The organism is Chryseobacterium endophyticum (assembly GCF_056333165.1).
This window is the reverse complement of sequence record NZ_JBWGXE010000007.1, coordinates 176,708-193,466: the sequence shown is the minus strand read 5'-3', so window position 1 is coordinate 193,466 and position 16,759 is coordinate 176,708. Positions and strand designations below refer to the sequence as shown.

Genomic DNA, 16,759 nt, shown 5'->3' with positions numbered 1-16,759 from the left:
ATACCTTCATTTCTTCATGTTAAAAAACTCCAGGCTCTCCATCTTAATTCTCTGAATTAAAATAAACTTTGTTTATTCTTAACTTTTACCACTGCGAGCCTTCTGTTTGAGAAAGTGAATTTCACTAAATAAATTCTTTCAGCTAAAATACCTTCATTTCTTCATGTTAAAAAACACCAGGCTCTCCATCTTAATTCTCTGAATTACAATAAACCTTGTTTATTCTTAACCTTACCACGGCGAGCCTTCTGCTTGAGAAAGTGAATTTCCCTAATAAATTCTTTCAGCTAAAATACCTTCATTTCTTCATGTTAAAAACTCCAGGATCTCCATCTTAATTCTCTGAATCAAAATAAACTTTGTTTATTCTTAACCTTACCACCGTGAGTCTTTTGCGTTAGAAAGTGAATTTCACTAAATACATTCTCCAGCCAAAATACCTTCATTTCTTCATGTTAAAAAACTTCATATTCTCCATCTTAATTCTCTAAATTAAAATAAACTTTGTTTATTCTTAAGCTTACCACCGTGAGCCTTTTGCTTTAGAAAGTGAATTTCACTAAATAAATTCTTTCAGCTAAAATACCTTCATTTCTTCATATTAAAAAACACCAGGATCTCCATCTTAATTCTCTGAATCAAAATAAACTTTGTTTATTCTTAACTTTTACCACTGCGAGCCTTCTGTTTGAGAAAGTGAATTTCATCAAATAAAATTCTTTCAGCTAAAATACCTTCATTTCTTCATGTTAAAAAACACCAGGATCTCCATCTTAATTCTCTGAATCAAAATAAACTTTGTTTATTCTTAACCTTTACCACTGTGAGCCTTTTGTTTTAGAAAGTGAATTTCACTAAATAAAATTCTTTCCAGCCAAAATATCTTAATTTCTAAATGTTTAAAAAACTCTGAATTTAAAAACAGCCTCTAAAATGACGAATAAGGCTGCGACTGAAAAACATCCCGCTTCCGGCACCCCGCTTCCAGCCCTTCACCTGGCTCTTCTTTTAAAATATAGATAAGCAGGATCCCGAAGAATTTTATATCTTTGGTTGTAAATCTTAACCCATGGCAGCTACAGCACAGAAACATATCGGGAGAAACATCGCAAGAATCCGGGAAATGCGCGGCATGAAGCAGGAAACCCTGGCCGACCTGTTAGGCATCAGCCAGCAGAAAGTCTCCCTCCTCGAAAACGCCGAAACCCTCGAAGACCACAAGCTCGAACCCATCGCCAAAGCCCTCGAACTCCCCCTCGAAGCCCTGAAGAATTTTTCGGAGGATGCTTTCTTTAATATTATCTCGAATACTTTTAATACAAATGATAATGCCATCGCTATTTTAAGGACGGAGAATTATCAGCCCACTTTCAATCCGCTGGGTAAACTGTTGGAATCTTATGAGGAAAATAAGAAGCTGTATGAACGGTTGCTGGAAACAGAGAAGGAGAAGAGCAGGGTGATTGAGGAGCTGGTGAGGAAGATGTTGGTAAAATAGTTATGTTCTATAAATTATCAAAAAAATAAATAACCAATTAAATGAAATTAACATGTTAACACAATTACTTGACGGATTAGTAAAATTGCTTGGACCAATTGCAACCCTATCAAAAGATAGAAGAGATTTGAAAGATGCTGCATTAAGAAGTATCTCAACTGCATTAGATGAAACATATTTATATTATAGAGATTTAGAGAATAATAATATAAATATAAACAGTGATAGAGAAGCCGCTTTATCGAGATATTGGTCTGCAGCAGCAGTATATCTTAGGCATTTCGATCCTGAATTAGCCATAATTTGTGATTACAAATCGGAATTTTGGATTAATCCCAATAATTTTGATGAAGACAAAATTCAAGAATCAGGTATTAAACTTGCTGATGTCAGAGAAGCATATAGAAAAATGTTATCTCCTAATAATAAATTTACTTTATCTAGCAGAAAAAAATAATATTGTTTATTATGGATCGTCATTCACTTGAGCAACGTTCAAAAAATATGAGAGCCATTAAAAGTACTGGTACTAAAGAAGAAGTGCGTCTTGCTAAAGCGTTATGGAGACTAGGTTATCGTTATAGGAAAAATAATAAAAAAGTTTTTGGTAAGCCTGATTTGACTTTTGTAAAAAACAAAGTAGCAATATTTATTGATAGCGAATTTTTTCATGGAAAAGATTGGCAAGAACAAAAAGAACGAATTAAAAGCAATCGTGATTATTGGTACAAAAAAATAGAGAGAAATATCAATAGAGATAAAGAAGTTAATGCTTATTTGACTGAAAATAATTGGACGGTATTGAGATTTTGGAGTAAAGATGTCCAGAAGAATTTGGATGAGTGTATTAATATTATTTCGGTGCATTTATGAGTGATTATAAATTAAAATAAAAAACTAATACTTCTTCTTCTTAAGTGTATCTGTATAATTATTTTTAAAGTACATTTGCAAAAAATGAAAAAATATCTTTAAGACTCAAAAAAATTTTGTATAGAAATATATTTGAAATAATTAAATCATCTATAAAATTTCAAATTGAACAGAAGATCACAAAAATTTCACGAAGATATTTAAATAATATTCGTTAATTTATGAGATTTAATGCTATTGATATATTTAGTGGAGCTGGTGGTATGAGTTTAGGCGCAATGATGTCTGGTTTGGAAATTGATGTTGCAATTGAAAATAACAAAGCTGCTGCTAAAACATTTAAACTGAATCATCCTGAAACTGAGGTTATATGTGATGATATTCGAAAAGTAAATACTATTGACTACAAAGGAGATGATGTTTTTGCATTATTCGGAGGGCCGCCATGTCAGGGGTTTTCCATTTCAAACACTAAAACTAGAAACGAAGAAAATAAAAACAATAATCTTTTTAATGAATTTATAAGATTAGTTGAAAAAACTAATCCGTCCTGGTTTGTATTCGAAAATGTTGAGGGAATTGTTTCTTTCGGGCAAGGTAAAGTATTAAACGAGCTGAGAGAAAGATTCAAAGAATTAGGTTATAAAACTAACGATAGTGTTTTACTTGCCTCTGATTATGGAGTGCCGCAAAAAAGAAATCGATTTTTTATGGTCGGAAATAATTTAGGGATTGATTTTGCGTTTCCTGAAAAACATAAAAAGAGTGTTAATATTAAACAAGCAATTAATGATTTGCCCTCTTTATCGAATGGATCTTTAGAATATGAATTACCATATAAAAAAGGTTCTATGAGTGAATATGCTAAATTAATGAGAGCTAATTCTAAGGCATCTATTCAAAATTATGTATCACGAAATAAAGATTATGTAATTGAACGATATAAATATATCGGAGTAGGAGAAAACTGGCAGTCAATTCCTGCTGAACTAATGACTAATTATAGTAATACATCTAATTGTCATAGTGGAATTTATAGACGATTGCATCCGGATAAGCCTTCAGGTGTAATAGCTAATTATAGAAAAAATATGCTTATTCATCCTTATGAGAACAGAGGTTTGTCTGTAAGAGAGGCTGCGAGAATCCAAAGTTTTCCAGATGATTTTGTTTTTGAAGGTACTTTATCTGAACAACAGCAACAAATTGGTAATGCAGTGCCTCCTTTATTAGCAAAGGCAATATTTGACCAAATAATTAAACTAACTAAAGAAAAGTTGAATGAGTAAATCCACTCAAATAAATTATCTAAATTTTAATTTTGATGTTAGTGCTTATCGGCTTTTAGGTCGAGAATTAATAACCGATCGAATAACGGCATTATTTGAAATTGTTAAAAATTCTTATGATGCTAATGCTAACAAAGTTGAAGTTGAATTTATTGATGTAAATCCAAGAACCAAAAAGTCAAAAATTATTATAAAGGATGATGGCTTAGGGATGGAACTAAGTGATCTGAAAAATAAATGGATGGTTATTGGAACAAGTAGCAAAAGGAGAGAAAGGACATCTCCTGAACCATATAACAGAAAAGTAGTTGGAAAGAAGGGTATAGGTAGATTTGCTGTGGATTTGCTAGGCTCAAAGCTTATATTGAAGACAAAGAAAAAAGGTGATAAGAAATGGATTTTTCTTGAAACAGATTGGTCGCAATATTCTGATTTAGAGGCAAGACAATTAACCCTACCCTTCGAAGAAGAAAAAGAGTTTTTTACAGATATAAAAAATAGGTACTGGTTTGAAAATGGAGATGAGAATGAGCAGGGGACAATTTTAGAAATAGAAAGCATAAACGATACTTGGACAGATTATGATGTTAACAGATCGTATAAAGAGCTTTCTCGTTTAGTTTCTCCTAATGCTAAATTTAATAAATATCCATTTAATATAAAAATTAAGTCTGAATATAAAAATCTTGAAGATGTTTATGTTAAGCCACTTTCAATAATTGAATTTGCAACTATTGCTATAGAGTTAAAACATGATAAAGATAGAGGTATTCAAGAAATAGTTGTTTTTGAAAGTGGTAAGCTAGTAAAGAAAGAAGTACATCCAAGAATTTTTGGATTAGTAGATTTCTATTTATATTATTTTGACCAATTTGATAAAAGAAAATTTAAAGAAAAGTTTAATATTGACATTGACGGAATAAAAATATACAGAGATGGTATTATAACAACTCCGTTTGCAGAAACAGAATCTGATCAGAATAAGCAAAAGGATATTTTAGGAATTGATAAAAGAAGATATTCGGGTTTTTTCGAAAAAATAAATAGCAGAGATTTATTAGGCTTTTTAGAAATTACGGATAAAAATAATCCAAATGTTATAGAAGCTACAAATAGACAAGATTTTATAGACAATCAGGAATGGAAAGAAGTAAAATTGTTTATTATAGAGCAAATTCAGCAAATTGAAAAGCTACAAAAATATCAAAAAGAAAATGCTAGGAAGATTACAAAATCAGATTTAGGAAGAGCAAATCAAGAGCTTAAAAATATTAAACAGACTATTGCTGTTGTAAGGAAAGAAGCTTCGCCAGAAGTTAGAAAACAATTGCAGTTTATTGAAGCGGATTTAGGAAAGCTACAAGGTACAGTAAATAAAAGTATTCGTGATTATGCTAAATTAGAAGAAGAAAGTAAACAAAAAGAAAGCCTATTTTTTAGTTTAGTATCGTTACAGACCTATGCGGCTATGTTTTCTCATATGACAAAACATACTATAGGACATGTTTTAAGAGATGCCGAATACTTTAATAAATACTTTCCAAATGAAAAATTAAATGATAGATTTAAACTAATCTCCAATCGTATCTATTCTGAATTTTTAACTCTTAGAACTGGGGTGGATTTTATGTTAAAATATGCACAATCAGATAATGAGATTGAGGATATTAATTTACATGATTTAATTAGTAATCTTTTTAACAATATATATGCAGTTGAGTTTCAAAAACAAGCAATTGGTGCTCAACTTGAAGTAAGTAATAAATTGATTCTCAATTATAATAAAAAAGCGATTGAAGATATATTTGATAATTTAATATCTAATTCAATTAAAGCTTTAAAGGGTATAGATAATAAAATAATAAAGTGTAGCGGTATCATTGAAAAAGATAAACTGATTTTATATTTTTCTGATAATGGGAGAGGGATTCCTGAAGAGGATAAATATAGGATTTTTGATATCTTTTTCACTAAAACAGCAGAAGAAGGAGGTGCAGGGATTGGCTTGTATATGGTTAAAACACGAATTGAAGCAATGCAGGGAAATATAGAAGTGGTAGATAGTGAATTTAAGCCTACAGGAGCTACTTTTAAAATTGAACTTCCATTTAAAAAATAACCATCATGGAATCATATGTGCTAATAATAGATGATAATCTTAAATTAAAAGAAGACACATTAATTTGGGAACTACAAGATAAATTTGGAGAAGACAATATAGTTTTTATTACTAATCCAAAAGAAGCATTAGAGTTTTTAGAAAAGAATTTAGAAAAAAATATAATTGTTTTACTTGATATTCAGTTTCCTGCAAATGAAATAGGAGGACATGAAATTCTTGGTGAAATAAGGAAACTCTCTGAGCTTATCCCTGTAATTCTTTGGAGCGGGATAGATGAAAATACTGAGCCATTTGGCGATTTTATAAATAATAATGCTTTTCGTTTTATTGCAAAGACCGCTACAAATAACGAAATAATGGCTATAATTGATGAAGCTGTAAATTATTTTAGTACAAGTCTGGATAATACTATTGAGGATTGGATTATTCAAAAAGATGGAGATAAAGATAAGCCGGTTTATTTTACTTCAGAAGGAAGATCGTATAGTTTAAACCAGATTTTACATGAGATAAGAACACAGACAGATATTGGAAAATCTTTTGCAAAAAAATTAAATGAGCTTACAATTGATTTATTACTAAGAAATAAGGAAACATTAAATGATTAATATACTTTTAGCTTTTGACGAAGAAGATGAAGAAATAGGTTCGTTTAATCAGGGATGCAAAGAAGATTATGAAACTTATTTTATTGGCTCTGAGCATGAGCAGATAACATATATTGGCTCTAATTCTTTAAACTCTTTAAACATTCAAGTTAGAACAGAGCAATTATCATCATTTATTTTTGCAGCATATTCTCATGGGGAGATTAATAAACTTTTTTCAAAATCGGGAGATTATGTTTCCTCTACAGTAAATATTGAGTTATTTAAAAATTCTTTCTTCTATACTGTATCTTGTAATACAGGGATACAATTAGGTGGTGATCTAATAGCAAATGGATGCAAATGCTATTTTGGTTATAAAACATTATTTAATAGCTGGCTTGGTTATAAAGAGTTTTCAGAATGTGCAAATTATGGTTTTTTTAAATTTATTGAAGGGACTAGTACAAATGAAATTTTTGAGCAAATGATTGTTAAATATAATCAACACATAGATGATATGTATGTAGAACATTTTTTTCAAGCATCTTTATTAAGAGAGAATAGAGATGGATTAATAAAAATAGGGGAGAACATTACAATAAATTCTCTAAAGGAGGCAATATAGTTTTCTAATTAAAAACTGCCGTACAATTACCGTACAAATTTTCAAATAAAAAAAACCTTAAATTGTTAAATTAACAATTTAAGGTTTTGCTTTCGTGGAGTTGGAGGGATTCGAACCCTCGTCCAAACAAGCAATACATAAGCTTTCTACATGCTTATTCTGCTATTGGTTTTCGACTGGAGGCAGAGAGCAGACACCCAACTTCCAGCTTATCTTCTGAGATTTTCGAGCTTTAGCCGAAGCATCTAAAGCCTTATTCCTGCATTCCTATATCCCAGGATCAAACGCCGCAGAACAGGGCATTTGTGGGACATCTTGCTTCCCTACTGAAATCTTCGGGAAAACGCTTGATCTACTATACTTCGATATTAAGCTGCAAGAGCGAACTCTTCGTTGCCAGTTAAAATTTTGTAGCAAGGGATTATAGAGATCGCGCTACGGTTCTCTGCATGCTTACTTACCCATTGACCTTGCTGTCGAAACCAGTCAACCCCATAAATAAAGTGAAAGCAAAGATACGAAAATTGTTCCAATATTCCTGAAACGGACATCGCTTTTTTAAACAAGGCTTGTTGGAGGTGGCTTTGATGATGATGATCATAAACCTTCAGTGCGAAGTTTTTTTCTCGCAAGGTTAGACAAAGAGCTGTATTTGCTTGCTGCTTATTTAAAGTTAAACAAAGGCGTTTCACTTAAAATAGTAAGACAAATGTAAGATCTTTGTATGTCCTTGATAAGCAGAGCGGCTTTGTTTACCTTAAAATCAACGGGAGCTTTAAGAAATCTTTGTTTTGCTTTGCGATAAAATTCATTATTCTCGTTCCCAATAAATCATCGCTGATGGTGTAAATGTTTTTCTCGCAAGGTTAGACAAAGAGCTGTATTTGCTTGCTGCTTATTTAAAGTTAAACAAAGGCGTTTCACTTAAAATAGTAAGACAAATGTAAGATCTTTGTATGTCCTTGATAAGCAGAGCGGCTTTGTTTACCTTAAAATCAACGGGAGCATGGCGAGAACTCTTTGTTTCGCCTTGCGATAAAATTCATTATTCTCGTCCCCAGTAAATCATCGTTGATGGTGTAAATTTTTTCTCGCAAGGTTAGACAAAGAATTGGAATTTTTTGCTGCTTATTTAAAGTTAAACAAAGGCGTTTCACTTAATGAAGTAAGACGAAAAGTATTTAAACATTAAGTAATGAAGGCATATTTCTTAATGTTGGGGTTTAAGAATAAACAAAGTTTATTGGGATGGAGGAGATTATGGGAAAGCTTATAAACGATGTTGAATAGATCGGATCGGCCGAAAGATAATACTATTGCTTTTGTATTTCTTTAATAAGCAGAGCCTCTTTGTTTATCTCAGAGCTTGTTCAAATTTGATACAGAGGATCTTTTGTCATTGCTCTTAATTTTCTGAATTAAAATAAACTTCGTTTATTCTTCACTTGAAATACAATGATTTCACTGAATTAATTGAATACCATCGGACAGGCCACACTTTGGTTTTCCCAAGCTAAAAGACTTAATTTCTTAATGTTAAAATTTAAATGGGCCCTCAATTAGCAATTCGTTATAGCAGATATCTTTGTTTGGCTTTGAGTGAAAGTGTAACCCCGTTTTGACTCAACTAGTCAGAGTTTCCACAAAGGTCTTTCTTAAAACCACCCGTCAAAAATTATTTGAATTTTCGCCACCCCTCCAGGGGAGGGGAATGGTTATTCCGCTTATTGTCAGTAGTTAAAGGTGGGTTTTTCGTTCTCCAATAGATTGCTGTGATTACGCAAATGCAAATAAAATCTGCGGCATTAGCCTCATCTGCGTGAGAATAAACAGTGTTCTTAAAGTAAAATTATTCTCAACGCCGTTTATCCTTAGCCTTTATTTCAGGATTTACCTCAACCTCAATTTTAGCCTCATCTTCAATTTATTAAAGAAAGTTTTGCGGTTTCATAAATAATGTTTATTTTTGCAATCCAAAATGAGATGTAATATATGTTAATAATTCCAGTAAAAGATGGTGAATCCATCGACAGAGCATTAAAAAAATATAAAAGAAAATTTGATAAAACAGGAACTGTACGTCAGTTAAGAGCTAGACAACAGTTTATCAAGCCTTCTGTAACTTTAAGACAAGCAAGATTAAAGGCTGCTCACAAGCAAAGAAATCTTAGCAAGGAAGAACAGGCTTAAGAAATTTTCTTACCCACATAACAGATTCACTCTTTAAATGATTATATTTGAAGAGTGAATTTTTGTTTTTATATATTTCATGATGCTGGACAAATTCCTGGACTATTTACAGCTGGAGAAACGCTATTCTCCGCACACCATCACAAGCTACCGGAAAGATCTCGAGGATTTTTCCCATTTCTACCTGAGAACGGAATCTTCCGAAGACATTACCAAAGCCGACAAAAAGATTATCCGGAACTTTATCGTCGATCTTAGTGAAAAGGAGATCTCTAAAAGGAGCATCAACCGGAAACTGTCTTCCCTCCGCAGCTTTTACCTTTTTCTTTTGAAGATAGGGGAGATCAAGGTCTCGCCCGTAGAAAATATTTCGTCATTAAAATTCTACCCCGAAAAGCAGATCCCAATGTCGGAGGAAGAAATGCAAAATCTTAACGACCAGGTTTTTGAGGAAACGCATGAGGTATTGGATAAATGCGTGATTGAAGTGCTCTACCAGACGGGAATCCGGAAAGCGGAGCTTTGTGGTATGACTTTTGAAAATGTAAATCTTAGCGGAAACGAACTGAAGATTATCGGAAAAGGGAACAAAGAAAGATACATCCCGATCTCCGGAGAGCTTTCGGATCTGCTAAAAAGTTACACAGGCATCAGAAACCCGCAGGAAGAGTACAAATCATATTTTTTTGTCAATAAGAAAGGCAAAAAACTTACGGAAAAATTTGTTTATCTGCTGGTGAATAAGTACCTTAGTCTTGTAACTTCGAAAGAAAAAAGAAGTCCCCACATCCTGCGGCACAGCTTTGCAACGCACGTTCTGGATAATGGGGCAGAGATATCCAAAGTAAAAAAAATATTGGGACATTCCAGCCTTGCCAGCACGCAGGTCTATACAAATGCCAATATCGAACAACTTAAAAAAGTGTTTAATCGGGCTCATCCAAGAGCTTCAAAAAATGACGACTTATGAAGATCACCGTACAATCAATTGGTTTAACTCCACACGAACCACTAGAATCGCACATCGAAAAAAAAGTAAGCAAGCTGGAAACTTTTTATGATAAGATCCAGGATTGCAAAGTAATTTTAAAAGTAGAAAACAACTCGGATAAAGCCAACAAAACGGCCGAGCTTATTCTGGCCATTCCGGGAGACGATATCGTGGTAAAAAAGACCACCACCAGCTTTGAAGAAAGTTTAGATTTATGCGTGGATGCCGCTAAAAAGCTATTAATCAAGAAAAAAGAAATGGCTTAACGAAAAAAGTTAAAAAAAGTTATTAAAAAATTTGAGAATTCAAAAAAACCGTTCTATATTTGCACTCGCAAAAAGGGAACAGCGTTCTTTTGAATTCTTTTTAATATGCCTCCATAGCTCAGTTGGCCAGAGCACGTGATTTGTAATCTCGGGGTCGTGGGTTCGAATCCCTCTGGAGGCTCCATTAATATAAAATATCTGGGGAGATTCCAGAGTGGCTAAATGGGACTGACTGTAACTCAGTTGCTTCGGCTTCGTAGGTTCGAATCCTGCTCTCCCCACATTTTATATTAGAAAAAAAGTTGCATGAATAAAGGATTTTCCTTAAGTTTGCACAGCGTTACCAATAATTTTGGAAACAAAATTGCGGAAGTAGCTCAGTTGGTAGAGCGTCAGCCTTCCAAGCTGAATGTCGCGGGTTCGACCCCCGTCTTCCGCTCAGAAAATTCACACTTTAAGAGGGTGAATTTTTTTTAACTACTGAAAAGAATGCCGGGTAGATTTTCCCGCAGTTTCAGTCGGATATTAAAATGCCTTCATAGCTCAGTTGGCCAGAGCACGTGATTTGTAATCTCGGGGTCGTGGGTTCGAATCCCTCTGAAGGCTCATTTTAATATAAAATATCTGGGGAGATTCCAGAGTGGCTAAATGGGACTGACTGTAACTCAGTTGCTTCGGCTTCGTAGGTTCGAATCCTGCTCTCCCCACATTTTATATTAGAAAAAAAAGTTGCATGAACAAAGGATTTTCCTTAAGTTTGCACAGCGTTACCAATAATTTTGGAAACAAAATTGCGGAAGTAGCTCAGTTGGTAGAGCGTCAGCCTTCCAAGCTGAATGTCGCGGGTTCGACCCCCGTCTTCCGCTCAAAAAAATCACGCTTTCCGGTGTGATTTTTTGGTTTAGGCCGACTTAGCTCAGCGGTAGAGTGCTTCCTTGGTAAGGAAGAGGTCACGGGTTCAAGTCCCGTAGTTGGCTCAGATTCTAATCCCGATTCTTTCGGGATTTTTTTATTCCCGAAATTTCGTTGTTGGGGAAAATTCGGGATCAATTCCAAAACCTGGGGTCTATTAAAAACTCCAATCAATTCGAACAGGAAAATCTCCTTTTTTAACGCTACCAAAGGTAATTTTATTTAGGATACTGCATATTTTCCGGTAGCAAGGGTGTTTCACTCAGATAGTTGTTGATATTTTTTAGCTTGAAAATTTTATGAATATGTTTTTTATATTTGTGAAAAATTTATAATGACACACAAATGGTATTTTTTCGAAATGTCTCTACTATTCATTATTTTAGCGTATATATTTTATGTTTTCGCTGCTCAAAAGCAAATACAAAGAGAAAACGGATTTGGATGGGATGGCGTGTTTTACAACGCAATGTATCAGAAATTCAAAGGTAATGGAGAAGAATTATACAAAAGCAAAGATTCTCTGTACAATAAAACCTATAATGATTTAGCAAAAGAAGATCCGTTCAATAAAAGAATTGCAGTTCCCTTTATAGCTGCGAAGTTACCTTTTCAAGAGGTTTTAAGTTTTAAAATAATAAATCTTGTCGGTTTTTTTTCTGGTTTAATCCTGCTGTTCATAAAATGGAGTAAAGAAAGTTTGATCATCACATTAATATTTTTACTATACATTACAGTTACGCCCCAGATAGCCTTTAGGGGAGCTGTGTTTTATCCGGTATACGTGGATGGAGCGCAATTCTTTTTCCTTGCGTTGATGGTATATTTCTTTGATAATCCCAAATATATATTTCTCATTTCCATCGTGTTTTTACCTTTTAAGGAAACGGCTGTTCCTTTAAGCTGTATATATTTCGGATGCAGAATTTTGTGGGAAAGATCTCTAAAATATCTAGTGTATATCGTTTTATCTTTATTGATATACTTTTTATATGTGAAATTTTTATCTTCATACCTGGAAATTCCAGGTCACTCAAATAGCTTAAAGGTCTTCAAATACTATATAAAGTATTATTTTAATGATTTCAGAAATCTTGTTAAGTTGGCCGCTTGTTTTTTTATAGCATTTTCTTATTTCGTACTTGTAAGGAGAAAATTTACGGTCAAAACTTTGTTTTTCATTTTCCTTGTTTCGTTATTGGCTTTATCCGGATCGGATACCACAAGGATACTTCTGATAGCATTGACTTTTTTACTTGATGAGCTTGTGGAGACTAAGCAGAATAACAATGTAATTCTATATGGCGCAATGCTTCTATTCTCGATACCTTACAAATTTATTTTTACAGAATTGAAATTTAACGACCTTAACAAGGTCGGCGAAGGATTTTTTATAACTAATCTTGAATACAGACCTCTTTCAGAAAGTATAGATTTCCTCCTGTATTTTTCAGTTTCATCGATCGTTTTATTTATTCTTAAAAAAAAATTAAAAATATTGATGCAGTAAAAATTCGATCAAATACTCTTAGCTGATAGAAATCGTATGCATGAAATAAGTGACCTTAAAATTCAATTAAAACTTTCATCGCGATCTCAACACGCTTTACCATCCTGAAAATTTTCGTTACATTCGTATAAAATAATTTTCGATGAATATCCTTTTATTGGAAGACGATTTAATTCTTTCGGCAGAGCTTTGTAAATTTTTAGAATCAAACCATTTTACCTGTGATAAAATTTACGACGGGGAAACTTTCTTGCGTCAGATCAAAAACAGTTCTTATGACCTGTACCTGCTCGACATCAATGTCCCGAAGATCAACGGTCTGGATGTCTGCCAGACCATTCGTTCTTTCGATAAAAATACCCCGATCATCATCATCTCCGCTTACGGAGACCTTTCGGATAAAAAAGATGCCTTCACGAGACTTGCCGATGATTACCTGGTAAAACCTTTCCAGTTTGAAGAATTACTGCTGAGAATCAACTCTCTTTTGCGGAGGAAAGCGCCTTCTGAAAACAGCGATCAGGATATCATCAGGATTGACGATCTCATCATCAACAGAAGTGAGCAGAAAGTTTTTCGTGCAGGAAATGAAATTATCCTTACATTAAAGGAATTCCAGCTACTGGTTTACCTTGCAGAAGCGCAGGGAAGAACAGTTTCCAAGCAACAGATCACGGAACATGTCTGGGAGCATAATTTCAATACCAACACCAATACGGTAGAAGTGTACATCAATTTTCTAAGAAAAAAAATAGATAAAGATTTTAAAATTAAACTTATTCATACCCGCTCCGGTTTCGGATATTACTTAAGCCCGCTGTAGTATGTCTTTAAAAAGAAAAATTGCCCTCAATCTCAGTATTGCCTTTTCATTGCTTTTTGGTATTGTGATGGCGGTGATTTACATGTCTTTTAATGATTTCCGGAAAGATGAATTCAAGGAAAGGTTCAGGCAGAGGCTTGAGTTTACCTCACATTTCATTGCCAAATCAAAGGATTTTGAAGAAGAAGCTCCCGTTTTTTTTAATGAAAATTCGGATAATATCCTTTTAAATGAAACCATTTTAATCTTCAATGGAAATAAAGAATTAATTTACAGTACCATCAAAGACAGAAATGTCACCTGGGACAATGCACTGCTCAAAGAACTGGATGAGAAAAAAGTGATTTATTCTGAGAAAACGGTACCCGAAATCTATGCGGCTCTAAAAAAGATCAATGGTGAAAACTACTATATCCTTACCAGCGCTTACGATACCAACGGAAATTCCAAGCTCGCCTACCTGAAATATCTTTTAATTACCGCCTATGTGATGAGCACTTTGCTGATCGGCTTCTTCAGCTACTATTTTATGGGGCAGTTTTTAAGGCCGCTGGAAGATCTTAACCAGGAAATTTCGGAAGTCACGGCCCATAAGCTGACAACGGAGATTCCCGTACAGGATTCCAACGATGAAATCAGTGTCCTGGCGAGATCCTTTAATACCATGATCAAAAGGTTGGACGATGTCTTTCAGTCCCAGAAAGATTTCACCGCAAGTGCCTCGCACGAGATTCGTACCCCCATTACGAGGATGGCTTTCCAACTGGAAAACCTGATCAAGTTTGGACAGCATTCCCCCGACACGATTTCATCGCTTCAACAGATCAGGCGAGATGTCTACCAGCTTTCGGATCTCACAAATTCCCTTTTGCTTCTTACTAAATTTGATAAAGAAAATATACAGAGTATTTATGAAGAGGTGCGGATCGATGAGGTTATTTTCGAATCCTTTGAAGCGGTGGAAAAAAGCTATCCCCAGCTGAAAATGGATTTCCTGATTTCTGAAAAGACATCCGAAAATGCGCTCCTTACCATCAAGGGAGTGCAGTCTTTACTCGATATTGTTTTTATCAACCTGTTTAAAAATGCTGCCGTTTATTCCGATGATATCGAAGTGGATGTGCTGATTACAGAGACAGAAAACGAACTGGTTGTCGATGTCATTTCCCACGGAAATACAATTCCGAAAGAGGAACAGCCGAAATTGTTTGAAGCCTTCATGCGCGGGAACAATTCCCAGAATATTTCCGGTTCCGGGCTGGGCCTTCGCATCGTGAAAAGAATTCTTGAATACCACGGGGCCGATATTACCTACTCTTCTCCGGCAGATTTACTCAACAAATTCAGTGTGATTTTTACTAAATAAAAGCGGTCTGGCAACGCATTTTTTTCTGATTTAAATATCAGATTTTTCCCCTTTAAAGAAATTTCTATGTGTCAATAGCAAATAATTTCTATCCTTAAAGCCCTCTTGGTAAAAGACAAGGCCATCGATTTTGATTAAAACATTCCCGGAGCGGAAATCTTTTGAGAAGTTTCTGCAGTAATGTCTGTTTTCCTGATGTGTTTTTGGGTTGTTTACTTCCTTAAATGCAATCTTTCCGTTCATCTTTATTAAATTTTTTTCCTGAAAATAACTTCAAACGGTAGAGATTTAAGCAGGAATTTAACCTACCTGTTTTAAATTCTATTATATTTACACTGAGCTGTTTAAGGTATGGATTAAAATTGTTTTGACGTGCCGGAATCAAAATTTAATTTTTTTTTAAGCATTCTTTAAGACCATTTTAATGACAAAATGACACTTTTGTAACATAAAAATTAAAAAATGAATAAAATCGCAGGGCTGCTGATTGTCGTTTCATCCTGGATGGCGGCACAACAGCAAATGTCGCTTCAGGACTGCGAAGAAGCTTTCCAGAAGAACAACCTCCAACTGCTCGCCGAACAGTACAATATCAATATGGCAGATGCCGATATTCTACAGGCGAAAATCTGGGAGCTTCCACAACTGAGCGGCCAAATCAATGCCTACAATCCCGAAGACCGCAAAGTTTTCGATGCCGGGCACGCAAAAGGAGCACAAATCACCCAACTGATCTACATGGGCGGGAAAAAGAAAAATGAAATTGCGTTTGCAAAATCAAATAAAGAACTGGCCCAGCTTCAGTTTTCGCAACTGCTGGTAGACCTCCGTACCCAGCTTCATACCACCTATTATGATCTTTATTATGAAAAGCTCAAGCTGGAAAATACAAACCGTCAGCTGGGATATATGAGCGATCTGCTGGCTGCCTACAAAGTTCAGTCGGCCAAAGGAAATGTTTCGCTGAAGGATGAGGTAAGGCTTCAGAGTGTAGTCATCCAGCTGAATAATGATAAAATAGGAATCAATAAAAACATTCTGGAGTTTGAGCAGAACCTTAAAGTTTTAACCGGCGTAACGGATGATATTGAACCTAAAATTTCTGATACGGAGGCTAAAGATATCCTCGCTGCCCAACCATTCGGCGATGAAACGGAGCTTCAGAAAAAAGCGCTTGAAAACAACGCCGATTATCAGTACAATCTGAAACTGATCGACAACAGCAAGCTGTATGCCCAATGGCAGAAATCTTTAAATGTTCCGGACCTGAATCTGGGCGCCGGCTGGGACCAGAATGGTGGAACCTTTAAAAATGAAGTCAACCTGATGGTAGGCATTCCCTTGCCTTTATGGAAATCGAATAAAGGAAATGTGGAAAAAGCAAATTTTGCCATTCAGCAGAACCAGAGAAATGCCGATTTTCAAAAACTGAACCTCGAAACGAAAGTGCAGTCCGCATATAAAACATGGAAAACACAATATGATCAGCTTTCACAAATCAGATCCGAAGATCTCAATAATATGGATCTTGTGTATAACGGAATGCTGAGCAATTTCAGAAAAGGGAATGTCAGCCTGATCGAGTTCGTGGATTTTATGGACAGCTACAGAGAAACGGCACTCCAGATCTACGACATGAAAAACGGAATCATACAGTCTGCGGAACAATTGAATCAACTGGTACAAACAAAAATCTTCTATTAA

At 34.6% G+C, this 16,759-nt stretch carries 13 protein-coding genes, 7 tRNA genes and 1 other RNA gene; 20 read left to right on the top strand and 1 reads right to left on the bottom strand.

Going from position 1 to position 16,759, the window contains the following annotated elements; all coding sequences use genetic code 11:
- Nucleotides 1-1,069: 1,069 nt before the first annotated feature.
- The 7 genes from AC0N32_RS16000 (at nucleotide 1,070) to AC0N32_RS15970 (ending at nucleotide 6,997) form a co-directional block, all read left to right on the top strand.
- Nucleotides 1,070-1,498: a helix-turn-helix domain-containing protein gene (locus AC0N32_RS16000; protein ID WP_476394841.1), complete on the top strand. Its 429-nt coding sequence runs from the start codon at nucleotides 1,070-1,072 to the stop codon at nucleotides 1,496-1,498.
- Nucleotides 1,499-1,550: 52 nt separating this feature from the next.
- On the top strand, nucleotides 1,551-1,955 hold the full coding sequence (locus AC0N32_RS15995) for a hypothetical protein (protein WP_476394840.1): 405 nt from the start codon (nucleotides 1,551-1,553) through the stop codon (nucleotides 1,953-1,955).
- Nucleotides 1,956-1,966: 11 nt separating this feature from the next.
- Nucleotides 1,967-2,371: a very short patch repair endonuclease gene (locus AC0N32_RS15990; protein WP_476394839.1), complete on the top strand. Its 405-nt coding sequence runs from the start codon at nucleotides 1,967-1,969 to the stop codon at nucleotides 2,369-2,371.
- Between the two features lie 221 nt (nucleotides 2,372-2,592).
- Nucleotides 2,593-3,660: a DNA cytosine methyltransferase gene (locus tag AC0N32_RS15985; RefSeq protein WP_476394838.1), complete on the top strand. Its 1,068-nt coding sequence runs from the start codon at nucleotides 2,593-2,595 to the stop codon at nucleotides 3,658-3,660.
- Nucleotides 3,653-5,779: an ATP-binding protein gene (locus tag AC0N32_RS15980; RefSeq protein ID WP_476394837.1), complete on the top strand. Its 2,127-nt coding sequence runs from the start codon at nucleotides 3,653-3,655 to the stop codon at nucleotides 5,777-5,779. The genes AC0N32_RS15985 and AC0N32_RS15980 overlap by 8 nt, the downstream gene beginning before the upstream one ends.
- A gap of 5 nt (nucleotides 5,780-5,784) precedes the next feature.
- A complete protein-coding gene (locus AC0N32_RS15975) occupies nucleotides 5,785-6,390 on the top strand; it encodes a response regulator (RefSeq protein WP_476394836.1) in 606 nt (201 codons plus the stop codon).
- Nucleotides 6,383-6,997: a hypothetical protein gene (locus tag AC0N32_RS15970; protein ID WP_476394835.1), complete on the top strand. Its 615-nt coding sequence runs from the start codon at nucleotides 6,383-6,385 to the stop codon at nucleotides 6,995-6,997. The genes AC0N32_RS15975 and AC0N32_RS15970 overlap by 8 nt, the downstream gene beginning before the upstream one ends.
- Before the next feature lie 92 nt (nucleotides 6,998-7,089).
- Here AC0N32_RS15970 and ssrA read toward each other — a convergent pair.
- Nucleotides 7,090-7,491, bottom strand: a transfer-messenger RNA (tmRNA) gene (ssrA, locus tag AC0N32_RS15965).
- 1,498 nt (nucleotides 7,492-8,989) lie between these two features.
- On the opposite strand from ssrA, the gene rpsU reads away from it, so the two are divergent.
- The 13 genes from rpsU (at nucleotide 8,990) to AC0N32_RS15900 (ending at nucleotide 16,759) form a co-directional block, all read left to right on the top strand.
- Nucleotides 8,990-9,187, top strand: a complete 198-nt coding sequence (gene rpsU, locus AC0N32_RS15960) for a 30S ribosomal protein S21 (protein WP_062697349.1) — start codon at nucleotides 8,990-8,992, stop codon at nucleotides 9,185-9,187.
- A gap of 82 nt (nucleotides 9,188-9,269) precedes the next feature.
- The gene (locus tag AC0N32_RS15955; RefSeq protein WP_476394868.1) at nucleotides 9,270-10,157 is read left to right on the top strand and encodes a tyrosine-type recombinase/integrase; all 888 of its coding nucleotides are present in this window, start codon (nucleotides 9,270-9,272) and stop codon (nucleotides 10,155-10,157) included.
- The gene (locus AC0N32_RS15950) at nucleotides 10,154-10,444 is read left to right on the top strand and encodes an HPF/RaiA family ribosome-associated protein (protein WP_294292211.1); all 291 of its coding nucleotides are present in this window, start codon (nucleotides 10,154-10,156) and stop codon (nucleotides 10,442-10,444) included. Before AC0N32_RS15955 ends, AC0N32_RS15950 begins: the two co-directional genes overlap by 4 nt.
- Before the next feature lie 107 nt (nucleotides 10,445-10,551).
- Nucleotides 10,552-10,628: transfer RNA gene (locus AC0N32_RS15945), tRNA-Thr, on the top strand.
- Nucleotides 10,629-10,644: 16 nt separating this feature from the next.
- Nucleotides 10,645-10,725: transfer RNA gene (locus tag AC0N32_RS15940), tRNA-Tyr, on the top strand.
- An 85-nt stretch (nucleotides 10,726-10,810) separates the two neighbouring features.
- A tRNA-Gly gene (locus AC0N32_RS15935) sits at nucleotides 10,811-10,883 on the top strand.
- A 93-nt stretch (nucleotides 10,884-10,976) separates the two neighbouring features.
- A tRNA-Thr gene (locus AC0N32_RS15930) sits at nucleotides 10,977-11,050 on the top strand.
- A 20-nt stretch (nucleotides 11,051-11,070) separates the two neighbouring features.
- Nucleotides 11,071-11,151, top strand: a tRNA-Tyr gene (locus AC0N32_RS15925).
- 86 nt (nucleotides 11,152-11,237) lie between these two features.
- Nucleotides 11,238-11,310: transfer RNA gene (locus AC0N32_RS15920), tRNA-Gly, on the top strand.
- Nucleotides 11,311-11,349: 39 nt separating this feature from the next.
- Nucleotides 11,350-11,421, top strand: a tRNA-Thr gene (locus tag AC0N32_RS15915).
- A gap of 1,587 nt (nucleotides 11,422-13,008) precedes the next feature.
- Complete coding sequence (locus AC0N32_RS15910; protein WP_476394834.1) at nucleotides 13,009-13,689, top strand: response regulator transcription factor; 681 nt, start codon at nucleotides 13,009-13,011, stop codon at nucleotides 13,687-13,689.
- A 1-nt stretch (nucleotide 13,690) separates the two neighbouring features.
- Nucleotides 13,691-15,055 carry an ATP-binding protein gene (locus tag AC0N32_RS15905; RefSeq protein WP_476394833.1) on the top strand — a complete coding sequence of 455 codons (1,365 nt, stop codon included), beginning with the start codon at nucleotides 13,691-13,693 and terminating at the stop codon, nucleotides 15,053-15,055.
- Between the two features lie 462 nt (nucleotides 15,056-15,517).
- A complete protein-coding gene (locus AC0N32_RS15900; protein ID WP_476394832.1) occupies nucleotides 15,518-16,759 on the top strand; it encodes a TolC family protein in 1,242 nt (413 codons plus the stop codon).